Source organism: Desulfatibacillum aliphaticivorans DSM 15576 (genome assembly GCF_000429905.1).
Classification (GTDB): Bacteria; Desulfobacterota; Desulfobacteria; order Desulfobacterales; family Desulfatibacillaceae; genus Desulfatibacillum; species Desulfatibacillum aliphaticivorans.
On record NZ_AUCT01000011.1, the window covers coordinates 161,964 to 183,057 of the forward strand.

Genomic DNA, 21,094 nt, shown 5'->3' on the forward strand with positions numbered 1-21,094 from the left:
CCTTGCCTGGGCCGCCCGGCGTTGCAGCGCCACGGTTGAAGCCGAACACAACGCCGGAAGCAGCGTAGCTACGGCGGGGAAACCCCTCGCTTCAATGGCGCGGGGACCGCGCGACTACGGCGGGGAAACCCCGCAACTACCGGGCGGGGAAACCCCGCAACTACCGGGCGCGGAAACCGGCCAACTACGAAAAAACGGTTTCGAATAAGTCTTTTCGGCCGCACATGGTTTTTGATTTCCAGAAACCTACAAGGCCGCCCTTATTGGCCTTCGGCCCCCGGCATTGCATGCCAGGGCTGGCCTTGGCATGGTACTCAAACGTCAAACGTAGATTTGCCCCCTTCCCTGACGCCGAGTCGGCGCGGGACGAGGCCGGAAAATACCTTTGGACCCTGTCATAAATCGTTTCCGGCGCTCTTGCTAAAGGCCTGTGTTTTCGCTATAAGACTTCAAATTGAAATCAGATTTACTACCCTAACCCGTCCCCCCACGGGCTTAACAGGAGGCGCAAATGAAAGTATTGGTTATAGGTTCGGGAGGCAGGGAGCATGCTTTGGTGTGGAAACTGTCCCAAAGCCCCAAGGTCGAAAAGATTTATTGCGCGCCGGGCAACGCCGGCATCGCGGAGTCGGCCGAGTGCGTGCCCATCAGCGCGGAGGACATTCCCAATCTCCTGGCCTTTGCCAAGGAAAACGCCATTGGCCTGACCGTGGTGGGTCCCGAGGCGCCCCTCACTGAAGGCATTGTGGATAAGTTCGAAAAAGCCGGGCTCATGGTTTTCGGCGCCAGCAAAGCGGCCGCCCGTCTGGAAGGCAGCAAGTCCTTTGCAAAGTCTCTTATGACCAAATACGGCATTCCCACGGCCATTGGCAAAACCTTCACAGACATCGAAAAAGCCAAAGCCTACATCGAAGAGGTGGGCGGCAAGGTGGTGGTGAAGGCCGACGGCCTGGCCGCAGGCAAAGGCGTCATGGTCTGCACCAACAGAAAGCAGGCCTTGGAAGCCGTAAATCTGGTCATGGAGGAAAAGGCTTTCGGCGATGCGGGCAAAAAAATGGTCATCGAGGAGCTTCTGGTGGGCGAGGAAGCCTCTTTTCTGGCTTTCACCGACGGCAAAACCGTGCTGCCCCTGCCCTCTTCCCAGGATCACAAAGCCATCTACGACGGCGACAAAGGCCCCAACACCGGCGGCATGGGGGCGTACTCCCCCGCTCCGGTTGTGGACGCTTACATGCACGACAAGATCATGAACGAAGTCATGAAGCCCACGGTCAAGGCCATGGCCGCCGAGGGCGCTCCTTATAAAGGCGTGCTGTACGCCGGACTCATGATCGACGGCGACGACATCAAGGTGCTGGAGTTCAACGCCCGCTTCGGCGATCCCGAATGCCAGCCCCTTTTAATGCGCCTGAAGACCGACCTTGTGGAAATCATGGAGGCGGTGAGCAAGGAAGAACTGGACAAGGTCAACCTGGAAATCGATCCCCGGGCTACGGTGTGCATTGTCCTGGCCAGCAAGGGATACCCCGGGTCTTACGACAAAGGCATGCCCATTTCCGGCCTGGACGCAGTCAAACGCATGAAGGACGTGTTTGTATTCCACGCAGGCACGGCATTGCAGGACGAAAAAATCGTTGCTTCCGGCGGCCGGGTGCTTGGCGTGACCGCCCTGGGCGAGACCATCGATAAAGCCATCGATAAAGCATACAAGGCCGCGGATAAAATCAAGTGGACCGGCGTATACAAACGCAAGGACATCGGACAAAAGGCCAGCAGGCATGCCAAGCCCGCGCCTTTGGTTTCCATCCTCATGGGCAGCGATTCCGATCTGAAGGTGATGCAGGGCGCTACGGAAATGCTGACCAAGCTGCGCATTCCCTATGAAATGACCGTGGCTTCGGCTCATCGCACCCCGGAACGGGCTGCGGAAATCGCCCGCACGGCGAGGGATCGGGGGATCAAAGTCATCATCGCCGGCGCCGGCGCCGCCGCGCATCTGGCCGGGGCATTGGCCGCCCAGACCACCCTGCCCGTCATCGGCGTGCCCATTGACGCCACGCCTCTGGCCGGCTTTGACGCTTTGCTCGCCACGGTTCAGATGCCTCCGGGAATTCCCGTGGCCACCGTTGCCGTGGGTAAGATGGGCGCCAAGAACGCGGGCGTGCTGGCCGCTCAGATTATCGGCGTTGGGGACGAGACCGTCGCCAAACGGCTGGCGGCGTTCAAGGAGAAAATGGCCGAGGAAGTCATCGCCAAGGCCAAGAAGGTGGAAGCCCTTTAGCGGTTTAGAGGGACTCAAACGTCAAACGTAGATTTGACCCCATGTTTTGAAGGTATTTGTCATGGCCCGGACACTTGCGGTGAATTCGTCCGAACCTGAAGTCGAGGCGATAAACCAGGCTGTGAGGATTTTAAAGGAAGGCGGGGTGGTGGTTTTTCCCACCACCGGCCTTTACGGACTGGCTGCGAAGGCGTCCGATCCCCAGGCCGTTGCCGAGGTGTTTCGGATCAAGGGCAGGCCGGACGACAAGCCCTTGTTGATTTTGGTGGATTCCATCGATCAGGTTAAGCCTCTTGTGCGGGAGGTTCCTGAAAGCGGCAGGCTTCTCATGGAAAAATTATGGCCCGGGGGGATAACCCTGGTGTTTTGCGCCTCGGACCTTTTGCCGCCCTCGCTCTTGGGAGGCAAGAAGAAAATCGGCATCCGCATGGCCGCCCATCCCGTGGCCAGGGCTTTGGTCAAAGGCCTGGGTGAGCCCATTACCGGCACCAGCGCCAATCTGTCGGGCGAGCCCGGGGCCGGGGATTTCGGGCAATTGTCCCAGGCGGTGCTTGACAGGACGCCGCTGGCATTGGACGCCGGGCAACTCGCCGGAGGCGCAGGCTCCACGGTGGTGGACGTCACGGAGGACCCTCCGCTTATTTTGCGTCAGGGCGCCGCGCCCAAAGAGAAAATTTTCAACGCATTAAAGACCGTTATTCAATAATTCTTTAGGTTATCGAGGTACATACATGGATCCCGTCGCGCCCCAGCAGCGCCAGAACAAACCTCCCGTTGAAATCACTTGCTCCCAGGGTTTTCTTTCCTGGCTGAATCAGGAAAAAATCAGCCTGGCTTTTACGACGTACCAGAGCAGCCGCCTGTTCTTTCTGGGGCTGAAGGAAAACGGCGCCCTGTCGGCTTTTGAGCGTTTGTTCGACCATGCCATGGGTCTATGGGCCACGCCGGATAGTTTAATCATGAGCAGCCGGTATCAGTTATGGCGTTTTGAAAACGCCCTGGCGCCCGGCGAGTTGTACAATGAATACGACAGGCTTTATGTGCCGCGCAAGGCCTATACCACGGGCGACCTGGACATCCACGACGTGGTGGTGGACAAAAACGGGGACGTCATTTTTGTAAACACCCTGTACAGTTGCCTGTCCACGGTCAGCGATCGTTACAGCTTCAAGCCCTATTGGCAGCCTCCGTTCATTTCGCAACTGGCCCACGAGGACCGGTGCCACTTGAACGGCCTGGCCCTGGTTAAGGGAGAAGCCAAATACGTGACCGCGGTAAGCCGTTCGGACGTGGTTTCCGGCTGGCGGGACCGCCGGAACGACGGCGGCGTGGTGGTGGACATCCAGACCGACGAGATCGTGGCCCAGGGCTTATCCATGCCGCACTCGCCCCGGTATTACCGGGGCAAACTGTGGTTGTGCAATTCCGGCAAGGGGTATTTTGGCTCCATCAACCTGAAAAACGGCGAGTTCGAGCCCGTGGCTTTTTGCCCGGGATATATGCGCGGCCTGGCTTTTTGCGGAGATTACGCGATTGTAGGCCTTTCCAAGCCCCGGAACAAGGCGTTCACCGGCCTGGACCTGGATCATGAGCTGGAAAGCCGGGATGCGGAGCCCTGGTGCGGCTTTATGGTCATCAATATCAACACCGGAGAGGTGGCCCATTGGGCGCGGATAGAAGGCGTGGTCACGGAGCTTTACGACGTCCAGATTCTGCCCAAGGTTCGCAGGCCCATGGCTTTGGGCCTCAAAAACAAGGAGATTTGGCACATCATCACCATCGACTCGGGGGACCTGGGCAAAGAAAAGAATGTTCCCCACACATGGCATGTTCCGGTGGAGGACAAGACCTCCAATTACAAATTTGAGTCCCAAACAGGCATTGACCCGTCTGAGGCCCGGAAGTTTGAGCCTTTTTCCTATCCCAGGCTGTCCGCCAGGTGGAAAAGCCTGCCGCCGGCGGGCAAGGTGAACATTGTCACCGCCTCCAATGCCGAGGGCCTTGTGGGCGCGTGCATTTCGGAAATGCGGCCGGACAACTTTTCCGCGGAAATCATATCCCTGGCCGTGGCGGCGCCGTACAGGAACCAGGGCATAGCAGGCAAGTTGGTTTCGGAAATGGAAGCCGTGCTCCGGAACCTTGGCCTGAAAGCCATGGATCTGACCTACCGGACCAACTGGGACGGCGCCACGGCCCTGGAACTGCTGGCCAAAAAGCAAGGATGGGCGCCCTCCAAGCCGCTTAGGGTGTTGGGGAAAAGCACCACCAAGTCCATTGCAGGGGCGGAATGGTTGAACATGCCGTTTCCCAATCATATATGCGAATTGTTTGACTGGGGCGATTTGACGGAGGACGACCGGCGCGACATCCAGGAGCGCATCATGAAGGATCCCGAGTTTCCGAGGGAATTGTCCCCTTTTCTGGAGGAGAAGATTATAGAGCCGAAAATCAGCATCGGCCTCCGCCATAAAGGTCAAATCGCAGGTTGGAGCATCGCCCACAGGGTGGCCCCTGATACGCTGCAGTACAGCGCCCTGTACCTAAGCAAGGAATTAAGGGGCAAGGACGTGGCCATGCCGCTGATGATTGAAGCGGCCAGGCGCAGGCTGGCGGCCAAGATTCCCAACGCCCTGTTTATGATGGACGTACGCAACGAAGCCGTGCTGAAATTTTTCGACAAAAATTTCCGGCCCTATATTCAAGATGTATCGGAAGCCCGGATGGTGCACAAGATGCTTGGTTAGGGCCGGCGGCGGCGTTTCTGCGCATGGCAAGGCCGGAGGCTTTGCATTGATGGGTAAAATTTGATTTGTTGAACAATGGCATGGAGGCGAGGCAGGCCTTCCATGCCATTTTTTTTTGAGTGGTTGGGGAGAAGGTTTTCATGAAGCCGGCGGCAAATCATAGACCGTGTTTAGGCCAAATGCTTACTATTTTTTTTTAATTCAGACCGGGCTTGCTTGACCGAAAGTTAAAGGCATGATATTGTTTTTAGAATACGATGTAATATATGCTGTCGGAATTATATATCCGACTCTGAGCTCCGACCCCGAAGCTATAATAAATATAGACAGAAACAATAAATTGACCATTGTCCGCGCTATGGGCGGACATGAGTTTATAGCGGAAAACCGTACTTATCGATTGGCTCGGGAGCGTGGGGGAACATCCCTTGCCGGTTACCACCTTGGGCGAACCTTTGAGAATTTAGGAGTTGATTTTATGCAGACTGGACAAAAGGTTAACAAAACAAACCCGCAAAAGGTGGCGGAGGCGCTGGCCCAAAAAGGCGCTACAGTGCTATTCGCCAACAAAAACCTGGGGTGCGCGCTGGCTTTCACCAACACCGGCCGCGGCGTGGAAAGAAAAACCCATAGGTTTACAACCTCTCACCCAATCACTGGCAAGAACGCTCTTAGCCGTTCGGCATGCAAGGAACTGACCGCCGCAGGGCTTCTGAATCCTATGGGATCCGAGTCTTCCGCCAAAAGGCTGATCGCCAGGGGCGCGCTTGCCGCAGCCTTTTCCGGCGCCATGCTCATGAGCGGCGGCCTGAACAACGCCATGGCGGCGAATGATCTGGGCTTAAAGTACTACGGCGGGACCAACCCCCTGGCCAAAACGCTGGTTTACGACGCCAAGCCGGCATTCGTTGACATTGACGGCGACGGCGACCTGGACTGCTTTGTGGGCGGAGGCTACGGCTACATTGAGTTCTGGAAGAATAACGGAACCTCCGAAAGCCCCAACTTCAGCCTGATCGAGGGGAACGCCAACCCTCTGACCGGTACGGAGGGTCTGACCTATCTGGCCTCTCCCGCCTTTGTGGACATTGACGGCGACGGCGACATGGACTGCTTTGTGGGCCATGACCAGATGTTGTATCAGTCTTTTGGCGTTAAGAACGGCGGCAGTTCCTCCTACGTCAGCTTTTTTGAAAACACGGGAAGCAAGACCAACCCGGTCTTTTCCATGGGCAATATAACGGACACCCGCAAGACCGTGGGCTTCAACCCGCTTGTTTTCACCCAGGATGACGAAGCCTCCCCCACCTTCGCCGACGTTGACGGCGACGGCGATATGGACGCTTTCATCGGCGGGGAAGATGGATACATCTGGTCTTATGAGAACATGACCGTTGACAACAGCCAGACCAAAACCTGGCTCAGCGACGCCATTCAGTTCATAGCCCGCGGCCCCCTGTACGCCACATCCATCAGCAAGGATCAGGAAAGTTTTTACATCTGGGCCTACGGCGGCTGCGCAGTCCCCTTCTTTACGGATATTGACGGCGACGGCGACCTGGATCTTTTTGTGGGCAATAAATACGGGGCGATCCAGTACTTTGAAAACACGGGCGACGCCCAGAACATGGTTCTGGAATGGCGTGAGATGTGCCAGAGTGTGACGAGAATGGCGCCCGGCATGTATGCGGCGCCGGCCTTTGCGGACATTAACGGCAATGGGACCTATGATTTGTTTGTGGGAGCCTCGCCTTTGGAGTATTATATAGATGACCGCAAGGATGAAGAGGGGGATGACTTTCCCGCCTTATCGGATTTAGGCTCCAACATTTTTCTGCGTTATTACCAGAACGTGGGCTCCACAACCGCGCCGGACCTGCGCTCCCGCGGAGACAACCCCTTCAACCTGGGCCCGGCCGCCCTTATGCCCAGCGTGACTTTTGGGGATATGGACGGTGACGGCGACCTGGACGCCATTGTGGGCGCCGGCTTCAACCTATACAACAAAAAGGCCGAAGTCAAATACAATCCGAGTTATTTCGCGCCCAAAAACATGAAGTATTTTGAAAACAGGGGCAGTGCGACGAACCCCTTGTTCGCCCAGCACTCCATGTACAACAATCCCTGGAGCGTGGTGTGGGACGAAGACTGGTACATGCCCGCTCCCACCACGGCTGACCTGAATGGAGACGGCGTTGATGAAGTTTATGTGGGCGTCAGCTATGACACTTATTACAACAATGTTTTAAAGAGAACAGTCACGCCCACGGCGGAAATTGAAGCCTTCTCCTACGTGACCGACACAGGGCAGTTCGATTGGCTTTGCGAAAACCCCCTGGATGACTTGGAAGGCATTCCTATTTACCCCCAGGCCGCTTTTGTGGACATTGACGGCGACGGCGACCTGGACGCCTTTATCTCCGGCGTTTCGCCCGAAGACGGCTGGGATTATTACAACGCGGATATCATGTTCTATCGCAATGTGGGAACGGCCATCACGCCCACTTATGCTCTGGTTACGGACACCAATCCCCTGACCGGCGTCCCGGGCGTTTTTATGCCTTATTTGTCCTTCTCCGACTGGGACGGCGACGGGGACAGCGATGCGGTGTTGAGCGACAGGTTCTCCTTCTGGTCCATAATATTTTACGCCATGATGCAGGGCACAAAAGAGGAAGTGGTCACCGGGACCCTGGAATTTGATTTGGGAACCCGTTACTTTGAAAACACGGGAACCGTTACGGAAGCCGTGTTTGAAGAGCAAACCGGAGACGCCAACCCCTTCTCGGGATTTTTGGACAAGACGTTCCCGGGCGCCACGACCATTGCAGACCTGGACGCCGACGGCGACCCGGACGCAGTCTTCGGAGAAATTTACGGTAAATTCTACTATTACCGGAATGTGGAAACCGTGGACGAGGCACTGGCTATATTAAAAGACGACGACGACCTCTGCTTTGTGCAGACGGCCGGCTCCGAGTCCTCCTCCATGTGGCGGAAGGTCAAGGAGTTTTTCGCGCCTTCCAGATACTAAACGACCCTGATTTTTTGTAATGTTCAGGGGCGCCTGTTTTCAGGCGCCCCTGATTTTTTTTGGGTGGAACTTCATCCTTTCTTCAAAGGGGCCGTCTCCGGCGATCTTCTCTTTTGGCTTACAGATTATTTTTTTGTCGCTCATCCGCCTGATTCTAACTAGGATATCCATACCAAAAAACATCTTTTAAATTACATATAATAATACTATTAAGATGCTTTTTAAAAATAATTTTACATTTTACGTATTTTTCCTGTAACTTTTTTTGAAATCTATTCTATAAAGCCATATCTGTACAAATAGTTTGACGCCGAGAGACTATGCTTTTTTTCGGGGGGAGCTGTAAATTTTAAAAGGAGTGTTTTTGATGAAACAAGGGAAAAAGATCCAAGCAATTGATTCGAAACATGTTGCAAAAGCGCTGGAGGAGGTCGGCTCCACCGCGCTGTTCGCCAGCAGGAAATTTGGCTGCGCGCTGGCCTTTACCAATACCGGTTTTGGTTTGGAAAGAAAGGTCCACCAATTCACAACCGCTCAACCCATCACCCGAAAAGGCGGCCTCAGCCGGTCCGCATGCAGGGAACTGGCGGCGGCGGGCGTCCTTACCCCCGCAGGTTCAAGCTCTTCCGCCAACAGGCTGATCGCCCGGGGCGCATTGGCTGCGGCTTTTTCCGGCGCTCTGATTTTGGGCGGCGGCGTGGGCGACGCCCTGGCGGACAGCCTTGGCTTGAATTATTACGGCGGAACCAACCCCCTGGCCGAAGCATCGGAAGGATATTCAAAACCGGCCTTTGTGGACATTGATAAAGACGGCGATCTGGACTGCTTCGTCGGCGACTATCAGGGCTACGTCAACTTCTGGGAAAATCAGGGCGCCAAAACCCAGCCGAACTTCGTCTTCGTTAAGCCGAAAAGCAACCCGTTAAGCGGCACAGAAAACTATTTCCGGTATACCACGCCCTCTTTTGTGGATATTGACGGCGACGGAGATATGGATTGCTTTGTCGGAACGTGGGAAGGGGATTACTACCAGACCTGGGAAACCAAGAGTTCGGACTACATGTCCTCCATCAGCTTTTTCGAAAACAAGGGCACGCCCCAGGCCCCTGTTTTCGACATAAGCAACATAGTGGTTTCCGGAACGACCAAAGCCATTGATCACAACCCCCTTGTTGTGGGCGACCTCTGGGACGCCGCCCCGACCTTTGTGGATATTGACGGCGACGGCGACATGGACTGCATGGTCGGCGGGTATTACGGATATGTCGCTTTTTTTGAAAACATAACCGGCGAAGTGGAGCCCCAAAAAGGCCCGGTAACCGCCACCATCGAATTTGCCTGCCAGGGCTATTTGCAGGACTCCGAGTCCAACACGATTTACGCCGGTTATAACGCGGCGCCTGCTTTCTCCGACGTGGACGGCGACGGCGACATGGACCTGCTCCTGGGAAGCGCGTATGGGCCCTTGGCCTTCTTCGAGAATACCGGCGACAAGTACGGATATTCGTTCGAGGAGCGTACCCAGGACGAAAATCCTTTCAGAGTCGACCCGGGAGTAGCTTCGGCGCCGGTTTTCGCGGACATCAACGGCGACGGACTGGACGACCTGTTTACAGGGAGCAGCGGATATGCTTCCTATTACGCCTCAATGGTCTTGTCGTCTCCTAAGGCGCCCTATTTTGCCGACATGGACCCCCTGGAGGAAATGCTCTCCAACAACTCCATCCGGTACTACCAGAACACGGGAACTAAAACGGCGCCGGACTACCGCTCCCGGGGCGACAATCCCTTTAATTTGGGTCCCATGGAGAGCATGTCCATCCCGGCTTTGGGGGACGTGGACGGGGACGGCGACCTGGACGCCGTTATAGGCGGTCTCCATGTCTACGGAGGCCCGAGTAAAGGTGAGCAAACAAATCCGCCCATGGGCCGGGGGATTATCAACTATTATGAAAATATAGGCGATAAGGACGCTCCTCTGTTCGCCATCCATACCGTGGACGATGATCCCTTCGCATTGAGCAAAATTGGCTTCCTTCCATCTCCGGCCATTGCGGACATGAACGGAGACGGAATCAATGAGGTATACGTCGGATACACGGACTATAACATCATCATGGAGCCGCCCGTTGAGGAAACCAAGGGGCTCATGCCCAGCACCAGCGGCGTCGAATCCTTTGTGTATAACGGCGAAACCCGGATGTTTGATGAACTGATTGAACATCCCCTGGAAGACCTGGAATATGTACCCGTCTACCCCAGCCCCGCCTTTGTGGACATTGACGGAGACGGCGACCTGGACGTTTTCCTGTCAGGCATTGTCGATGAATATTCAGGCGGCGTTGCATTTTACCGCAACGACGGCACCGCCGTCACGCCCACCTTGAATCTGATCACCGACACGGTGCTGTTCGATCCCATGGCCTCCATTATCCAGTACACCATTTCGCCTATTTCAGGATCCGATTTCATCACGGAGACGGCGGTGGTAAGCGGGGCTGTGGGCTCCTTTATCCCCACCTTGTCGTTCGCCGACTTTGACGGCGACGGGGATCAGGACGCCGTCATGGGGGACCGCTTGCCCTGGTTCAGAAAAATGATGTACTTTATCGGCGAAGGGGGATCGAGAAAAGGCGGGGAACTGCCCGACGCCCATGATGTGATCTGGCAGGACGCCCGTTACTTCAAAAACGTGGGAACCAAAACCTCCCCGGCTTTTGAAGAACAGGCGGGAAGCGCCAATCCCTTTGCCATCGCTACGGAAAAAACCATCCCCGGCGCCGTGGTCATGGCCGACCTGGACAATGACAATGACATGGACGCCGTGGTGGGCGATTCGGCCGGCAAGCTCACATATCTCAGGAATGTGAGAACCGTGGACGAAGCCGCTGCCATTTTCAAGAGCGACGACGACCTCTGTTTTGTGCAGACGGCCGGCTCAGAGTCCCCCTCCGTATGGCGGAAAATCAGGGAGTTTTTCGCTCCTTCCAAATACTAAATTTAGTCTTAAATTCTAAGTAACAAGGGGAGCCCCGCATGGGGCTCCCCTCACTTCCATATCCCTGTTTCCTTGGTAAATTTCCGGTTTTTCAAACATTCCGGAACACAGATAGTATTAGCCAATTACTTAAAAGCATGATACTCACTATTTAAGTTGTAATTTCTTCCCTAAAAAAGCAGTTTTCCAACCAGGCGAATAGAACTATTTCCGGTAATTTAAAAAATAGTTACAGGACTGGCAGACGGATGCCAACCTGCTGTTGTTGCGGCAAATTCAACGCCCATTTCCCCTGGGAAGCGAACCTTGTCTCAATGGACATGTTTGATTGATTCTATCGGTAAAAATAAATTGGGAGTGGATACTATGAAAAGAGAGAACGCGGACAGTCCAAAGGAAACAGCGAGCGCCCTGGCGAAAATCGGCGCGTCGGTGCTGTTTGCCGATAAGGCTTCGGGCTTTGCTTTGGCCTTTGCCAACACGGGCAAGGGAGTGGAAAGGAAATTCCACAAGTTTACAACCCGGAGCCCCATAACCTCCACGAACAATCTCAGCCGCGCCGCCCGCAGGGAATTGCAGGCGGCGGGGATTCTCGCCGCCCAGGGTTCCCGAGCATCTGCCAAAAGGCTGATCGCCCGGGGCGCATTGGCGGCGGCGTTTTCCGGCGCATTGCTGTTTGGCGCTGGCGAGGCCATGGCCGAGGATTTCGGGTTTACTTATTACGGTGGATCCAATCCTCTTGCGGATGTGACGGCATGGCAGGCCGCGCCGGCTTTTGTCGACATTGACAATGACGGCGACATGGATTGCTTTATCGGAGATGAAGACGGGTATATTGAATATTGGAACAACAAAGGATCCGCCGAATCCCCTGAGTTCATCCAGATAACCGGAGAAGGCAACCCGTTTAGCAATACCTGCGTCAATGATTGGGCGGCGCCCGCCTTTGTGGACATAGACGGCGACGGCGACATGGACGCGTTCGTCGGCCATTTTACGATGTTGCATCAGGCGTGGGACGGCGGTTCCGGGGCCGACTCCATTATATCCTTTTTCGAAAACACGGGCACGCCGTCCAATCCTGTATTTGACGGCGGGGTTATCAGCAACTCTCGCAAAACGGCGAGCCTGGGCTACAACCCCCTGATTCTTACAGGCACATACGAAGCCGTCCCCGCTTTTGTGGATATTGACGGCGACGGCGATATGGACGCCTTTGTAGGGGATTATCACGGCAACGTCTGGAGCTTTGAAAACACGACCATTAACGGCGGAGAATGGCCTGATAAAAAAGGGCCGTTTACCGGAACCATCGAATTTCAAAACCACGGCCTTCTCAGCGCCTACCTGACCGATCAGACATACGGATACATTGATGCGCACGGCGATGCGTTCGGAGGAAGCGCTGCGCCCGCCTTTGTGGATGCGGACGGCGACGGCGACTACGACCTCTTTGTGGGCAACAAATACGGGACCATCCAATATTACGAGAATACGGGCTCCAAAACGTCTTTTTCGTTCACGGAGCGCACCATGGACGACAACCCGCTGCGCATGAGCCGAGGCGCTCTTTGCAACCCAGCATTTGTGGATATCGATGCAGACGGTAAGAAGGACCTGTTCACCGGCGGCGTTTATTGGCTGTTCGATATGTTCAGAAAAAGCGGGGACACGTCTTACGCCGTGGACTTCACCCGCAACACCATGGTTCGCTTTTACAAAAATGTCGGCACAACCAAGGCGCCGGACTGGCGGTCCCGCGGGGACAACCCCTTTAACCTGGGGCCTGACTACAAGACCCCTGCATTTGCATTGGGAGATGTGGACGGCGACGGAGACGCAGACGCTGTTGTCGCCCGCAACGGCATGTATATGGTAACTGAGGGCGCTAATAAACTCGTCTTGTATGGGGGAGGACAAATCAAGTACTACGAAAACACGGGGTCTTTGGAAGATCCGGAATTCGCCTTCCATTCATGGGATGACGCCGCCTGGGGCGCCGAAGGGCATTGGTATATGCCAGCGCCCGCCATAGCCGACCTGAACGGAGACGGCTTTGGCGAAGTCTATCTGGGCTGCACGCAAGATTATGTATATAGTCCCTCCGGCCCAATAAGCGGGACAGGGGCCTTCGATGCTTTGCGATACGTCACGGAAACAAGGTTATTTGATTACTGTGAAATGAATCCCCTTGCAGAACTGGGGGACCTCCCGCCCTTCCCCCAGGCCGCTTTCGTGGATATTGACGGCGACGGCGACCTGGACCTTTTTGTTGCAGGCGGCGCCTATTATTCCAAATACGACAACCCGGCGGTCTCCTTCTTCCGCAACGAGGGCACGCCCATCAGTCCATCCTTTACGGTGATCACGAACTCCAACCCCCTGTCCGGCGTTTTGACCTCTTATCTGCCCTTCCTGAACTTTGCGGACGTGGACGGCGACGGAGATATGGACGCGGTGTTGAGCGACCGCTACGGCTGGTTTGTAGGCGCCAGAAAGGACGAGGCGCCAAACTGGGGGCCCCGGTATTTTGCCAATACGGGATCGGCCACGGAGCCTGAATTTGTAGAACAGTTCAACGACGCCAATCCCTTTAACGCGTTCAAGAAAAAAACCGTTCCCGGCGCCGTGGTCCTTGCCGACCTGGACAACGACCAGGACCCGGACGCCATAATGGGAGATTATTACGGAAAGCTGTACTATTATCGGAATGTCGCAACCGTGGAGGAAGCCCTGGAGATCGTCAAGCATAACGACGACTGGCTGTGCTTCGTGGAAGGCGCCCGGCACGAGAATTCCTTGTGGGAGAGCATGGCTGATTCCTGCAGGCGGGGCGCCCAGAAGGTCAGGGCGTTTTTGGCGCCGTCCAGATACTAAGTTTTTGACAAATTGAATCAACAAGGGGGCGCCTGAAACCAGGCGCCCCCTTTATTTTTTGCATCTTACCGCCTTTGGAAAGGCTATTTCCGCTGTCCCAGGGCCGGCGGGGTTTCAGGCGGTCCGGCGAATGCCTGGGCGATTTCCATCCATTCCTTGGCGACGTCTCCGACCACTTCCAATCCCGTGTCGCCCACGTTCCTGCGCTGGGTGACCACCAGGCAAAAGTCCAGGGCGTCGCCCTTGACCAATTGGTCCGTGTTTTCATCCCCGAAATTCCAGTCTGCTCCGGACGGACTTTTCAATTCCACGCGCACGGTTTTTTCGGGCACGGGCGCCTGACGATTCACGTAAGCCCATTTAAAGGTGATAAAGCCGATATGGGCCACGTGGGAAAGGCGATCCGTGGCCTCCCGCTGTGCGCCAAGGGCGTCCACCACGTCCTGTCCGTGGGCCCAGGTTTCCATGAGCCGGGCCGTGGCGAAAGATAAGGCGCTCATGTCCGGGCCGTACCAGGGCAGGCGATCCTTGGGGTCCAGGGCCTCCAGGGCCTTAAGCTCCGCGGTGCGCTCTTCCCGCCACCACGCCATAAGCTCCTGGGCGGTTTTCCCGCGTCCTAAAGCGTGCACCTTTTTGTGCACGTCGTCAAAATCCTTGATGCCCTCCAAAAGCCACTGCATCTGCTTTTGAAATCCTTCCTTATCCGTGGCGGAGAGTCTGCCCGCCTCATCGAAAAAAGCAATGTGCGAAATCTCGTCCCGAATGGTCCACCCAAAAAACGGGGTTTCCTGGTCCAAGCCCTTGTCGTCCAGTCCGGCGACAATGGCGTCCAGGGCGTCGTACTCCGCTTTCAAATCTTTACAGATATCTTTCATCCCAGCTTCCCTCCCTCTCTGGTAATCAGGCTTTGAATTCCTCCCACAACAAAGGCGACAGTTTCCTCCCCGACGGTCTTCAGGGTCTCGGGGTCAATCTGACTGAGTTGGTAAAAATACCCCAGCCGATCGAATATGCCCACCGTGCAAACGCCCATGATCTCAGCGGACATGGAGGACCGAAACTCCATGCCGGAAGCCTCCTGGACCACTAAAATGGCCCCCTTGACGTCCTCGATCATCTGGACGGACCACACTTTGCGGGCGCGCTGAAACTGTTCGCTGTTCCCAATGCGTTCATCGTAAAAAAGAGCCAGCTTTTCGTTATGGTGCACGCAAAGAACCTCAAAAAAAGCCATTCCCGCCAAACGAATGCCTTCCAAAGTGGTGGCGGCCTTGCGAAACTCCGAGCCCACAAGGCGGCGCACAAACATGCCGATATCCTCCAGCACGCTCATGAGCAAGTCTTCCTTGTTCTTGAAGTATCCGTAAACCGTACCCACGGAGACGTCGGCTTTTCCGGCGATGTCTTCAATGCGGGTTTTACGGTATCCCTGTTCCGCAAACAGGGTCTCCGCGGCCTGCAAGATGGCCTGTCGGCGCTCTTTACGTTGCCTTTCCCGGCGGCTGGGGCCGGGAGTTTTGTCTTTGGATTTTGGTTGCATAGCTCTTTAATTTTTTAAAGGTTAATAATGCCATCAATGTTGGGTGAACCTGCAGTCACGCCGAAGATTGGATTGTGCTTGCGTGAGATAGGGGGTCAAGTCTACGTTTGACGTTTGAGACAATTTTTTCCTCCTCAAACGTCAAACGTAGACTTGACCCCATTTGCCTTTATCTGCCTTTGAATTTGGGCGGCCGTTTTTCCAACAAGGCGGCGACGCCCTCCTTGGCGTCCTCCATTTCAAAGGTCCGGGATTGGCAATGGGCTTCCCATTCCGCGGCTTCCCGCGCCTTCCAATCAAGGCCTTTGTATATGGAGCGCTTCATCATTTGCACGGCAACGGGCGCGCTCATGGCGATTTCCCGGGCGAGTTCACGAGCCTTGGGCAGCACTTCCTCCCGGGGCAGGGCGTAGCTGGCCCAACCCATTTCAAGGGCTTCGGCGCCGTCGAAAAGCCTGCCCGTGAACAATAACTCGTTGGCTTTGGACAGGCCCACAAGGCGCGGCAGCACATAGCTCACGGCCATGCCGGAGTGGATGCCCAGGCGGACGAAATTAGCGCCGTATCTGCCCTCCAAAGCCGCACCCCGGATGTCGCACATCATGGCCAGGCCGAACCCGCCGCCGATGGCGTGGCCGTTCAAGGCGCCGATCACCGGAAAGGGGAGGTCCGCCACAGCCAGAAAAGGCGCGTAAATCTGTTCAAAAACCTGATTGGGCAAGGCGCCGTCTTCCGGAAAAGCGGCGTGAAAATCCATGCCTGCGCAAAAGCTCTTGCCGGAACCGGTTATGATCAGGCATCGCAGGCCCTTGTGGGCCCGCACCTGGTCCATGGCCTCCTGAAAGGCGGGAAGCACTTCCGCATTCATGGAGTTCCGGTTTTCCGGACGATTGAGCGTAATGACGGCTATGCCGTCGGCTGCTTCGAATAAGACGGGAGAGTCGCTCATGCCCCGGCCTACTTTGCGGCCATTTTCAAGGGCGCCAAGGAGGTTCCCCGTTTGGCGGATATGCTGGCAAACAGCTCCTGCTCGCTTGCCGGAGGCGTTTTCCACTGGTCTTCGGAAACCGGCTTGAGGGTGATGGCCTCCGTCGGGCAGGTGGTGACGCACAGGCCGCATCCGATGCAGCGGTCCTCGTCAACCACGGCGATGCCGTCGTCATCGTAGGTAATTGCCAGGACCTGGCATCTTTCTTCGCAATCTCCGCAAGCTGCGCACAGTTCGGCGTCCACCACAGCCTGGAAATTTGTCAGGACGATCTCCGTGGGTTTGGGATGCTTTTTCAAGGCGCGGAGCACGCCGCAGCAGCAGCCGCAGCAATTGCACATGCCGCCGGGATTGACCACGTTAAAGGGCTGGTTGACCAGGCCGTACTCCTGACATTTTTCCTGGATTTGCAGGGCTTCCTCAAGAGGAATCATCCGGGCCAGACCGTTTTCCACATAGTAGTCCGCATGGCTGCCGAACACAAAGCAGACTTCCAAAGGCTTGGTGCACATGTTTCCGGTTTTATGCTGCTGCACCCGGCAGATGCATTCGGCGATGGCGATTTTTTTCTGGCGCTTTAAAATTTCCATGGCGTTGTCATGGGCCGCCACGGGAAAGGAGCCGTCCACGGATTGGTTGACCGGGATGGTCCGCATGGGCGAATCCGCGTCCTGATCAAAATTGAGCAGCGCCTCGTCCATATACTGGTCGCACAGGCGGGCGTATTCCTCGTCCATGTTTTTCAACTGGAATTCATAGGAGCCCACCACAAAGGGAACGGCGGCATAGCGCACCAGATCGCCTTTGCGATGCCGGAAGATAAGCCCGTCCTTGGCCATCTGCTGCAACACGGCCGAGACTTTTTCCGGGTCCATGCCGGCGCGTTCTGCGATGCCTTCCGGGGTTTCCAGGAAGAGGGTCATGTCCAGGTACATCGCGGCCTGTTCTTCCGTAAACATCTTTTTGAGGATTTTGATCTCCACTCCGGATTCCGTGGCCGGAAATCCCAAGGAATATTGGTCCAGTTGTTCACGCAGTTGCTGATAAATGTCTTTGGACATGCCCCCTCCTTTCATAGGTAACTTAGTTAGCTTGCAAAAGTATAATCCCCGTGGGTTTCGCCGTGTTGATGGCCGCATTCATGGCCGTGTTCGCTGCATCCGATGCCGGAGTCCTTGATTTCTCCGTCCAGCCAAAGCTGCAGGACGTCCTTAACGTCCCCGTCGCAGCCCCGGACCACCTGGATTCCGGCCTCCTTGAGTTTGTCCACCGCGCCCTGTCCCATGTTGCCGGAAAGCATCACGGTAACGCCTTCTGCAGAAAGCTGTTGTGCAATGTTGGATTTGCAGCCGCATCCCTGGGGGGATTCGACAGTGCTTTCTTCCGTGATTTTTTTGTCGGCGTTCACGGTGAAAACGGTAAAATGGTCGCAATGGCCGTAATGATCGTCGATCTTTCCTTCTCTGGTGGGTACTGCAATCTTCATGTTTTTTGTCTCCCTACGTTTGCGGCGTTTTGTTTAAAAACGCCCTTATGGCTTCTTTATGATCATCGCTCATGATCATAAGGGGTTGAATATGGGCTTCCATATCCAGGGCGGTTCGTAAATCCACCTGCGTGACGGTGTTCATGGCCCGTTTGGTCCAGGCCAGGGCCTTGGCGGACCGGGAAGCGATTTTCGTCGCTAATTCCATGACTTCCTCGCCTATGGTCTCATGGGGCGATACCTTATTTATCAAACCCATGTCCAGTGCTTTTTGGGAGTCGAACATTTTGGCGGTGAACACGAGCTCCCGGGCCTTGGCCATCCCAATCCTTTGGGTCAGGAAGTAGGCGCAGCCCAGGTCGGGCACGGCCGCGATTCGGATGAAAAAGACCGAGAATACGGCCCGTTCCGTGGCGTAGGTGATGTCCGAAGCCAAGGCCACGCCCAAGCCTCCTCCCACTGCGAATCCGTCCACTTCCGTGATCACCGGTTTAGGCCCCTGGTGCAGCATGATCAAAATATCGTTGATTTTGTTCATGGCGTCGCAAAGAGCCAATGGGTCCAAATTATCGCCGAGAATGTCGGCGTCGCCCCCGGTCGTAAAATTCCCCCCTGCCCCCCTTAATACTATAACCTTAACTGAGTCATCGGCAAGTACCTGAGGCAAGGTTTCCAGCATAGGGAACACCAGCTCCTTGCCCATGGCGTTCATTTTTTCGGGAACGTTCATGGTGCAGCGAGCCACGCCGTCAATTTTTTCTACGATAAAAGCATCCGAACCCATATGCACCTCCTGAAATACATTGCAAACATGATTGCAGCGCCCCTCCGGGCGTCATAATATGGTCAAACGATTTGTTTTGGTTTATGACTCCTTTTCCTTAAGTTTGGCCCATAATTGGTCCACGTGAAAGATTTGATATAAAATAACCGCCAGGATGGTGGTCGACGATAACGGATCGCTGAAAAACGGCCTCAAAAAATGCGGCATGCGAGAAAAAATCTCGGGAACCAGGCCTGTGCCGACGCCCAGAATAAAGGCGATGCCCACGGCGAAAATCTTTCTTTCGTCCAAAGGCTCGGCGGTCATTTCCTTGAGGCCGGTGAGAATCATAAAGGACACGGCGAAAAGCAGGCAGGCGCCCACCACCGGTCCGGGCACCATGGCGATGGCCGTGGACAGCTTGGGCGAAAATCCCAGAATTGCGAATATGACGCCCGCGCAAATGGCGATCCACCGGCTGACCGCGCCGGTGGCAGCGGCCAGGCCCACGTTGCTGGACGAGGTGTCTACGGCCATGCCGCCCATGAGTCCGGCCATGGAGGTGGTGAAACCGTCGGCCAGCAGGCCCTTGCCGATGGGCTTCATGTCCAGCTCCTTCAGTTCGGGCTGGGAGATTTTTTGCGCAGCGATGAGGTTGCCGAAGCTCTTAAGGGACCCGCACAGGGAGATCACCAAAAAGGGCACAACGAGCTGTAGCGAAAAGCCCAGGCTAAGCTGGCTCAGGTCATGGATCGGAAAGGCGGCCCAGGGCTCGTGGACGATCCGGTTCATGTCCGTAAGCGCCTCGGGGATGATCAGCAAGGCCAAAGCCCAGCCCGCAATGACGCCCAAAAGCAGGCAGAACATTTTTATGGGGCCCTTGCCCCAGATATTGGCGCTGACCATCACCACCAGGGCGACCACGCCCACGGTAACGTCCTGCCAGGCCATGCTGTCCCCGGCGTACTTGACGCCGAAAAAGTTGGATACGGACACGGGAATGACGCTTACGCCCACCATCATCACCACCAAGCCTACAATGATGGGCGGAAAAAGAAGCCTTAGCTTGCGGATCACCCCGCTCAAGAGCATCTCGATCACGCCGGCGAAGACGATCATCCCCCGCATGACCGGAAAGCCTCCCACCCACGCCGCCTGCATGGAAACCGCTATATACGAAGGGCCGCACAGGTTTGGGCAGAGATAACCCGAGCCGATCCAGCGGTTCCGGCTGGCCTGGATTACGGAGCCGATCCCGGCGGCGATCATGGTTAGAGCCACCATGGACCCGGCTTCTTCGATGGTCCCCCCCACTTCCTTGACCAGCATGGCGGGAAAGGTGGCGGCGGTGAACAACAACAGCATCTGCTGCACGCTCAAAAGCAACAAGTCCTTGACCGGCGGGACGTCGTTCAATCCGTATACGATGTTGTTTTGCGGCGCACTCATATCAATTCATCCAGGCGGGCTGCGGTAAAGGGGAAATGGCTCCCACGACGACCGTTTGTCCTTCCATTTGGGCGAGCCTGCCGTAGATGCTCATTTTTGCAGGGTGCTCGCCCGCATGCTGCTGGCACAACATGCCCACCGTAGCCCGGTCGGCGTCTTCCAATCTGTTTTTCAATTCCAGCAACGGCGTGCTTCCGGTGAAATCCTTATAGTCAAAAAGGGACGCGTCCACCGTTATGTCCATGCCTGGGTAAATAAGGCAGGAGCCGTCCAAATTCATGACGAAAACCCGGTTATCCAGAATGGTATAATGGGACTCGGGGGATTTTAAAACGGGCAGGGCCGCTTTTCCGCGGCTATCGACCAGCGCGACTGCGTCGTCCACCAGAATCCTGAAAAACTCGACTTCGGCCCGGGAGTCGTCCAAGCCGCTTCCCACCACCACCACCTTGCCGTTGGGCATAACCGCCCTCAGGTTGCAAGAGGACTTCCACAAGGGGTGCAGGCTGCCCGGGGCGTTCCATATATAATGGACCCACCCGAAAGGATTGTTGGGGTTTTCGGTCTCCCGATAGATCATCTGCATGGCCTTTTTTCCCCAGAGATCGGTAAAACCGTACAGGTTACGGCCTACCAGATCAGGGTAGCCGCCGTGGTACAGGTTGGTCCCGTCCAGGGCGTAGACGTACAAATAGGCGTTGTCCAAGGTCCATTTGTCCTCGTCCGCCGTGAAGTCCTCAAAGGCCTGATCGCCTTTTTCCTCAATCAGGGCCGCCGCTCTGTGAACCAGGGTGAGCATGCGCCGGGTGTCGCGATAGGCGTATGCGGAGAAATCCGGCAGAGGCTCCCGAGGGATCAGGCTGTACCCTATCCCCGCCGCTAACAACAAAAGTAGGGCGCCCCATAGAACCTTTTTCAACGCTTTAACTCCCGG

14 protein-coding genes are annotated in these 21,094 nt (G+C 55.8%); 6 read left to right on the forward strand and 8 right to left on the reverse strand.

Features of this window, described 5'->3' with window-relative positions:
• Nucleotides 1-511: 511 nt before the first annotated feature.
• From purD to G491_RS0112715, 6 genes are all read left to right on the forward strand, one after another.
• Nucleotides 512-2,281, forward strand: a complete 1,770-nt coding sequence (gene purD, locus G491_RS0112685) for a phosphoribosylamine--glycine ligase (protein ID WP_028314869.1) — start codon at nt 512-514, stop codon at nt 2,279-2,281.
• A 61-nt stretch (nt 2,282-2,342) separates the two neighbouring features.
• Nucleotides 2,343-2,987: an L-threonylcarbamoyladenylate synthase gene (locus tag G491_RS0112690; protein ID WP_035218770.1), complete on the forward strand. Its 645-nt coding sequence runs from the start codon at nt 2,343-2,345 to the stop codon at nt 2,985-2,987.
• A gap of 25 nt (nt 2,988-3,012) precedes the next feature.
• Nucleotides 3,013-5,025 (forward strand): TIGR03032 family protein, encoded by a 2,013-nt coding sequence (locus G491_RS35880; RefSeq protein ID WP_169829429.1) that lies wholly within the window; start codon nt 3,013-3,015, stop codon nt 5,023-5,025.
• 478 nt (nt 5,026-5,503) lie between these two features.
• A complete protein-coding gene (locus G491_RS0112700) occupies nt 5,504-8,059 on the forward strand; it encodes an FG-GAP repeat domain-containing protein (protein WP_028314871.1) in 2,556 nt (851 codons plus the stop codon).
• 367 nt (nt 8,060-8,426) lie between these two features.
• Nucleotides 8,427-11,057 carry an FG-GAP repeat domain-containing protein gene (locus tag G491_RS0112710; protein ID WP_028314872.1) on the forward strand — a complete coding sequence of 877 codons (2,631 nt, stop codon included), beginning with the start codon at nt 8,427-8,429 and terminating at the stop codon, nt 11,055-11,057.
• 366 nt (nt 11,058-11,423) lie between these two features.
• The gene (locus G491_RS0112715) at nt 11,424-13,934 is read left to right on the forward strand and encodes an FG-GAP repeat domain-containing protein (RefSeq protein ID WP_028314873.1); all 2,511 of its coding nucleotides are present in this window, start codon (nt 11,424-11,426) and stop codon (nt 13,932-13,934) included.
• Nucleotides 13,935-14,017: 83 nt separating this feature from the next.
• Here the strand turns inward: G491_RS0112715 and G491_RS0112720 are convergent, their stop codons facing one another.
• The 8 genes from G491_RS0112720 to G491_RS30660 all read right to left on the reverse strand — a co-directional run bounded on the left by G491_RS0112720 (nt 14,018) and on the right by G491_RS30660 (nt 21,079).
• The gene (locus G491_RS0112720; protein ID WP_028314874.1) at nt 14,018-14,809 is read right to left on the reverse strand and encodes a TIGR03084 family metal-binding protein; all 792 of its coding nucleotides are present in this window, start codon (nt 14,807-14,809) and stop codon (nt 14,018-14,020) included.
• Nucleotides 14,806-15,474 (reverse strand): TetR/AcrR family transcriptional regulator, encoded by a 669-nt coding sequence (locus G491_RS0112725; RefSeq protein ID WP_015946836.1) that lies wholly within the window; start codon nt 15,472-15,474, stop codon nt 14,806-14,808. The genes G491_RS0112720 and G491_RS0112725 overlap by 4 nt, the downstream gene beginning before the upstream one ends.
• A 169-nt stretch (nt 15,475-15,643) precedes the next feature.
• Nucleotides 15,644-16,423: an enoyl-CoA hydratase/isomerase family protein gene (locus G491_RS0112730; RefSeq protein ID WP_028314875.1), complete on the reverse strand. Its 780-nt coding sequence runs from the start codon at nt 16,421-16,423 to the stop codon at nt 15,644-15,646.
• An 8-nt stretch (nt 16,424-16,431) separates the two neighbouring features.
• Nucleotides 16,432-17,523 (reverse strand): 4Fe-4S dicluster domain-containing protein, encoded by a 1,092-nt coding sequence (locus tag G491_RS0112735; protein ID WP_028314876.1) that lies wholly within the window; start codon nt 17,521-17,523, stop codon nt 16,432-16,434.
• A 26-nt stretch (nt 17,524-17,549) separates the two neighbouring features.
• Complete coding sequence (locus G491_RS0112740; protein ID WP_028314877.1) at nt 17,550-17,948, reverse strand: NifB/NifX family molybdenum-iron cluster-binding protein; 399 nt, start codon at nt 17,946-17,948, stop codon at nt 17,550-17,552.
• Between the two features lie 13 nt (nt 17,949-17,961).
• The gene (locus tag G491_RS0112745; RefSeq protein ID WP_028314878.1) at nt 17,962-18,732 is read right to left on the reverse strand and encodes an enoyl-CoA hydratase/isomerase family protein; all 771 of its coding nucleotides are present in this window, start codon (nt 18,730-18,732) and stop codon (nt 17,962-17,964) included.
• Nucleotides 18,733-18,813: 81 nt separating this feature from the next.
• Entirely contained in the window at nt 18,814-20,160 is a 1,347-nt protein-coding gene (locus G491_RS0112750) for a uracil-xanthine permease family protein (RefSeq protein WP_028314879.1), read from the reverse strand.
• 1 nt (nt 20,161) lies between these two features.
• Entirely contained in the window at nt 20,162-21,079 is a 918-nt protein-coding gene (locus G491_RS30660) for a cache domain-containing protein (RefSeq protein WP_051327225.1), read from the reverse strand.
• Between the last annotated feature and the right edge of the window lie 15 nt (nt 21,080-21,094).